This window comes from Prevotella sp. CAG:592 (genome assembly GCF_000436015.1).
GTDB lineage: Bacteria > Bacteroidota > Bacteroidia > Bacteroidales > Bacteroidaceae > Prevotella > Prevotella pectinovora.
On record NZ_FR892588.1, the window covers coordinates 1 to 4884 of the forward strand.

The window sequence follows — 4884 nt, forward strand, 5'->3', positions numbered from 1 at the left end:
CTGCAAGCAGTTATTAAAATTATACATTGAACGGACTAATGACCGTTTTGGGTTAAAAGTTTCCAATAACGCTGATTCTTAGTAAAACCAAGAATTTCCAAAAAACCGTCAGACCATCTGGTTTTTAGCCGTAATATTCTGACAAACAGACAGTTGACAGTCTTTCGCACCACAAAAGTCAACATGCTGAAAGTCTGCAAGAAGTTCGACCTTGCTCTGCAAGGCAAGAAAGGACCATTGGCAAAAGACCTGAGAAAGATGGCGTTTATGAAGGATTTGTATGGGGAATAAACATACTACAAGGCATCATGTAAGTACAGCCTTTATTCAAAATACTGATGCGGTTAACCCTCTGAAAAATAGTGGGTACGCTGTATTGATGGTTTACCTTTACCATGATGGGCAAGCACGTTGCCCCACTTGGGCAAGCAGCTTGCCCATTTCATGAAGTTTTTGGTTTAAAACAAGGGCCGACATAATAAAGAAATGTCAGCCCTTGTGTCTTTTGACCGTTTTGGGTTAAATCACTCCGAACTGGTGTAGGAACACGAGCAGGATGCAGATGGGACAGAGGAATTTCATGCAGAACATATACACGCCGAAATACTTGCCCGGCATCGTGCCCCAGTTGGTGTATTGGTCCTTCACTATCTTCTTGGGAACATACCATCCCAAGAACAGACAGGTGAAGAATCCGCCCAACGGCAACAATATCTGACTTGTGATGGAGTCGAGCCAGTCGAACAGCGACTTGCCGCCCAGACAAATGATATCCAAGTCGCTCAACGACAGAGAGCACAATACGGCAATCACCATGCTGACAGCCGTCACGATGGTAGCAGAACGGTTGCGCGACACATTGAACTCCTCTTCTACGAATGCCGTGCTCACCTCATGGATGGAAATCAGTGATGTAAGAGCCGCCAGCGACAGTAGGATATAGAATGACAGTGCCACCAGATATTCCACAACAGGAATGCCCCCGAAAGCCTCCTGGAAGACGTTTGGCAGAGTGATGAATATCAGCGACGGACCGCTGTCGGGGCTTACGCCCACGCTGAATGCTGCAGGGAAGATAATCAGTCCTGCGAGAATCGCTATCACCGTGTCTATAATGCCTATCTGCATCGCAGAACTCGTAAGGTTTGTTTCTTTCGAAAAGTAAGAGGCGAAGGTGCACAGACACCCCATGCCGATGCTCAATGAGAAGAATGCCTGTCCCAGTGCGCCGAGGAACAGCTCCTTGGTTACCTTGCTGAAGTCCGGCTTGAACAGGTATTCCACACCCGCCCATGCGTTTGGCAGCATGCAGGATGCCACCACAAGTACTATCAGCAGCACGAATAGTACCGGCATCATCATCTTTGAAGCCTTTTCGATGCCGTCTTTCACTCCTCTGATGATGATAAGATGTGTGACAATCAGGAATGTCACAGCCCAGAATATCGGTTTTACGGGGTCTTTCTCAAAGGTGTTGAAGAAGTCGGCAAAAAACTGCGGGTCCCCGTTCAGCTGTCCTGCCGCCGATGCGTAGATATATTCGAAACACCATCCCGACACCACGGCATAGTAGCCGTTGATGAGGAGTCCCGTCAGCACTCCCAGATATCCCACCAGTCCGAAAGGTGTCTTGCCGGCAAGTTTGCGGTAAGCCCTCGCCGTGTTTGAGGCGGAATGTCTGCCGATTATGAATTCGCTCATGATACATGGTATGCCAAGCGCAAGCACGCAGACCACATAGACGATGATGAATAGCGCACCGCCGTTCTGTCCCGCCATATACGGAAAGCGCCATACGTTGCCGAGACCCACTGCCGAACCCGCCGTGGCGAGTATCAATCCAAGTTTACTACCGAAATTAGCTCTGTTCCCTTTTTCCATAACTGTGCTTTCTTTTGGTTTTTGAAATGAATATGCTATCCTAATTGTAATATTGATTTAGTTAACTGTCGCAAATGTATCAAATATTTTTTACTTTTGCATTAAAATATCAATTAAAATGAGACGAATCCCACAATTAATGCGTTTTTACCCCTTGTCGTGGCTCTGCATAGCCATAATCTGGGTGGCGTGCTTCTGCACTCCGCCACATACATCACTCGACGATGTGCCGTTCATTGACAAATGGACACATATCGCGATGTATGCCGGAACGTGTAGTGTGATATGGCTCGAACACCTGCGCCGCTACCGCTCCTCTGCCAGTCCGCGCCGCCTGCTCCTCTGGGCTTGGCTCGCTCCGGTGATGATGAGCGGACTGATAGAACTTCTCCAGGCATACTGCACGGGAGGCAGGCGGAGTGGCGATTGGCTCGATTTCCTTGCCAACGCCACGGGAGCTACCCTGGGCTGTCTTTTGGGATATCTGGCGTATAGGGTGAAGTACAACAGATGAGCGGGACAACTTGAAATCTTAACCCCGATATTTTGATATTAGCATTATTTGTAGTACATTTGCACGTATATTAATCAGCTAAAAACACTTATGAAGAAAACGATATCATCATTCGCAATACTTATGGCAGTGATATTCCTCGCATCATGCGGAGGAAAGAAATTCCATGTGAACGGAAATATAACGGAAGCTAAAGACTCAATGCTCTATTTCGAGAACATGAGTCTCGACGGACCGGTTGCCATAGACTCCGTGAAACTCTCTGCCGACGGATCATTCAGCTTTAGCGACGATGCGCCGACAGCGCCGGAATTCTATCGCCTGCGCATAGCAAACCAGATCATAAACCTCAGCGTAGACTCCACCGAGACCATCACAGTGAAGGCATCCTATCCCAAGATGTCAACAGGATATACCGTGAGCGGAAGTGAGGAATGTGCCACCATCAAAGACCTGGCTATCAAGCAGATAAACCTCCAGTCTTTTGTCATCGGCATCGAGAACAACCCAGCCATCGGATACGACGCCGCCGAGGATACCATCCGTAAGGTGATAGAACAGTATAAGGATTTCATCAAGCGCAACTATATCTACAAGCAGCCGATGAAGGCATCCTCATATTTCGCCCTGTTCCAGGCTCTGGGACAGCGACTCATCTTCAATCCCCGTGAGAGCAAGGAAGACATCAAGGCGTTCGCTGCCGTTGCCACAAGCTGGGATACATACTATCCCGGTTCGCTTCGTGGCGAAAACCTCCACAACATTGCCATCGAGGGAATGAAGAATGTGAGAATCATGCAGAACAAGCTCGCCGAAAGCCAGCAGGGCATCGACCCCTCGAAGGTGCACACCTCTAATATCATAGAGATTGCTCTGCCTGACAACCATGGCAATGTGCGCCGCATCACTGACTTGGTAGGCAAGGCAGTGTTGCTCGATTTCCATGTCTTCGCATCCGAAGGTTCCACACAGCGCATCATGAAACTAAGGGAACTCTACAACAAATACCACTCTCGCGGACTGGAGATTTTCCAGGTGTCGCTCGATCCAGAGGAACATTTCTGGAAGACACAGACCGCAGCGTTGCCATGGATATCCGTGCGTGATGCCGATGGAGTGGACTCCAAGCTCCTAATGCTCTACAACATCCAGAAGTTGCCGACCTTCTTCCTCGTAGACAAGACGAACACCCTCTATAAGCGTGACGAGCAGATCAAAGACCTCGATGCTGAAATCCAGAAGATACTCTGATAGTATCTTCGTTGGCGGGGAGCAGTGGCGAATGCGCCCGCTCCAAATAAAATGACAGACAATTCAACTGACTATATATAAGGTATGCGCGCGCATACCTTATATTATATGCACAAACTACCCATTGACATCAAACCATCCAGACAATCGAAAACAATTGTCTGGTCGCTAACTGCCTGTATGTCAATACGCTATACTGAAAACCAGACAATCTGACGATTTTTTTTGTTTTTTCGCTGTCATCATATTTTCTCCAGTCTGTCGTGGCATCTTAATATCTTGGTAAGCTGGATTCTGTTAGTCTGTGACACTGCAAAAACAATTGTTTCACACCCATTACAGCCGTGTGACATCTGTTATATTAATAAGTGTATATATGTCCGTCATCGTTGTACACTTATTGCTATCAGTGTGTAAGAAATAGGACCGTAATGTGAATAATTATGATTGTAAATATACATTTATACCTCTATTTTAGTTAAATTTTTGGGGAAAAGCAGTTTTTATTACCTTTAGTTTTGTTTGGAATGGAAATAATATATAAATTTGCAAAAACGTAACAATAATTTATTCATTCATTAATTTAGGGAAGAGAGTATTTATGGAAAAAAGACTAACAATGCTGTTGGCCTCCCTGTTCCTCTTCGTAGGAATGGCTCTGGCTCAAACAGAAGTCTCGGGTACCGTGATATCTCACGATGATGGTCAACCCGTTATTGGTGCTACAATCATGTTGAAGGGCACTAAGACAGGTACCGTTACGGATATCGACGGTAAATTCTCGCTGACATCAACCCAAAGTAATCCAACCATCATAGTGACTTATGTCGGTATGAAGGATGTAACCATGAAGGGCAAGAAAAACATGAAAATTGTTTTGGAGTCTAATGCACAAGAGATCGGCGAGGTCGTAGTTACAGGTATGCAGAAGATGGACAAGCGTCTGTTTACTGGTGCCACAACTAAGATTGATGCAAACAAGGCAAAACTTGACGGTGTGGCTGATATCAGCCGCTCGCTCGAAGGCCGTGCAGCCGGTGTATCTGTGCAGAACGTATCCGGAACGTTCGGTACCGCGCCAAAGATCCGCGTGCGTGGTGCTACCTCTATTTACGGTTCGTCAAAGCCACTGTGGGTGGTTGACGGTGTCATCATGGAGGACGTGACGGAAGTAGACGCCGACGCTCTCTCTTCTGGTGATGCAGCAACACTTATTTCAAGCGCCATCGCTGGTCTGA

Annotated in this window: 4 protein-coding genes; 3 read left to right on the forward strand and 1 reads right to left on the reverse strand. The window is 46.9% G+C overall.

The window, feature by feature from the left end:
- Positions 1 to 519 precede the first annotated feature (519 nt).
- A complete protein-coding gene (locus QVO99_RS06690) occupies positions 520 to 1881 on the reverse strand; it encodes a sodium-dependent transporter (RefSeq protein WP_022316833.1) in 1362 nt (453 codons plus the stop codon).
- A 139-nt stretch (positions 1882 to 2020) separates the two neighbouring features.
- Here QVO99_RS06690 and QVO99_RS06695 point away from each other — a divergent pair, with 139 nt between their 5' ends.
- The 3 genes from QVO99_RS06695 to QVO99_RS06705 form a co-directional block, all read left to right on the forward strand.
- Positions 2021 to 2395: a VanZ family protein gene (locus QVO99_RS06695; RefSeq protein ID WP_288177020.1), complete on the forward strand. Its 375-nt coding sequence runs from the start codon at positions 2021 to 2023 to the stop codon at positions 2393 to 2395.
- Between the two features lie 90 nt (positions 2396 to 2485).
- Complete coding sequence (locus QVO99_RS06700; RefSeq protein WP_022316835.1) at positions 2486 to 3646, forward strand: thioredoxin-like domain-containing protein; 1161 nt, start codon at positions 2486 to 2488, stop codon at positions 3644 to 3646.
- Positions 3647 to 4247: 601 nt separating this feature from the next.
- Positions 4248 to 4884 (forward strand): carboxypeptidase-like regulatory domain-containing protein (locus QVO99_RS06705; RefSeq protein ID WP_288177021.1); only part of this gene is annotated, 637 nt, incomplete at its 3' end.

Coding starts and splice junctions, on each gene's coding strand:
- QVO99_RS06700 (WP_022316835.1), top strand. CDS start 2,486: ATGAAGAAAACGATATCATCATTCGCAATACTTATGGCAGTGATATTC.
- QVO99_RS06690 (WP_022316833.1), bottom strand. CDS start 1,881: ATGGAAAAAGGGAACAGAGCTAATTTCGGTAGTAAACTTGGATTGATA.
- QVO99_RS06695 (WP_288177020.1), top strand. CDS start 2,021: ATGCGTTTTTACCCCTTGTCGTGGCTCTGCATAGCCATAATCTGGGTG.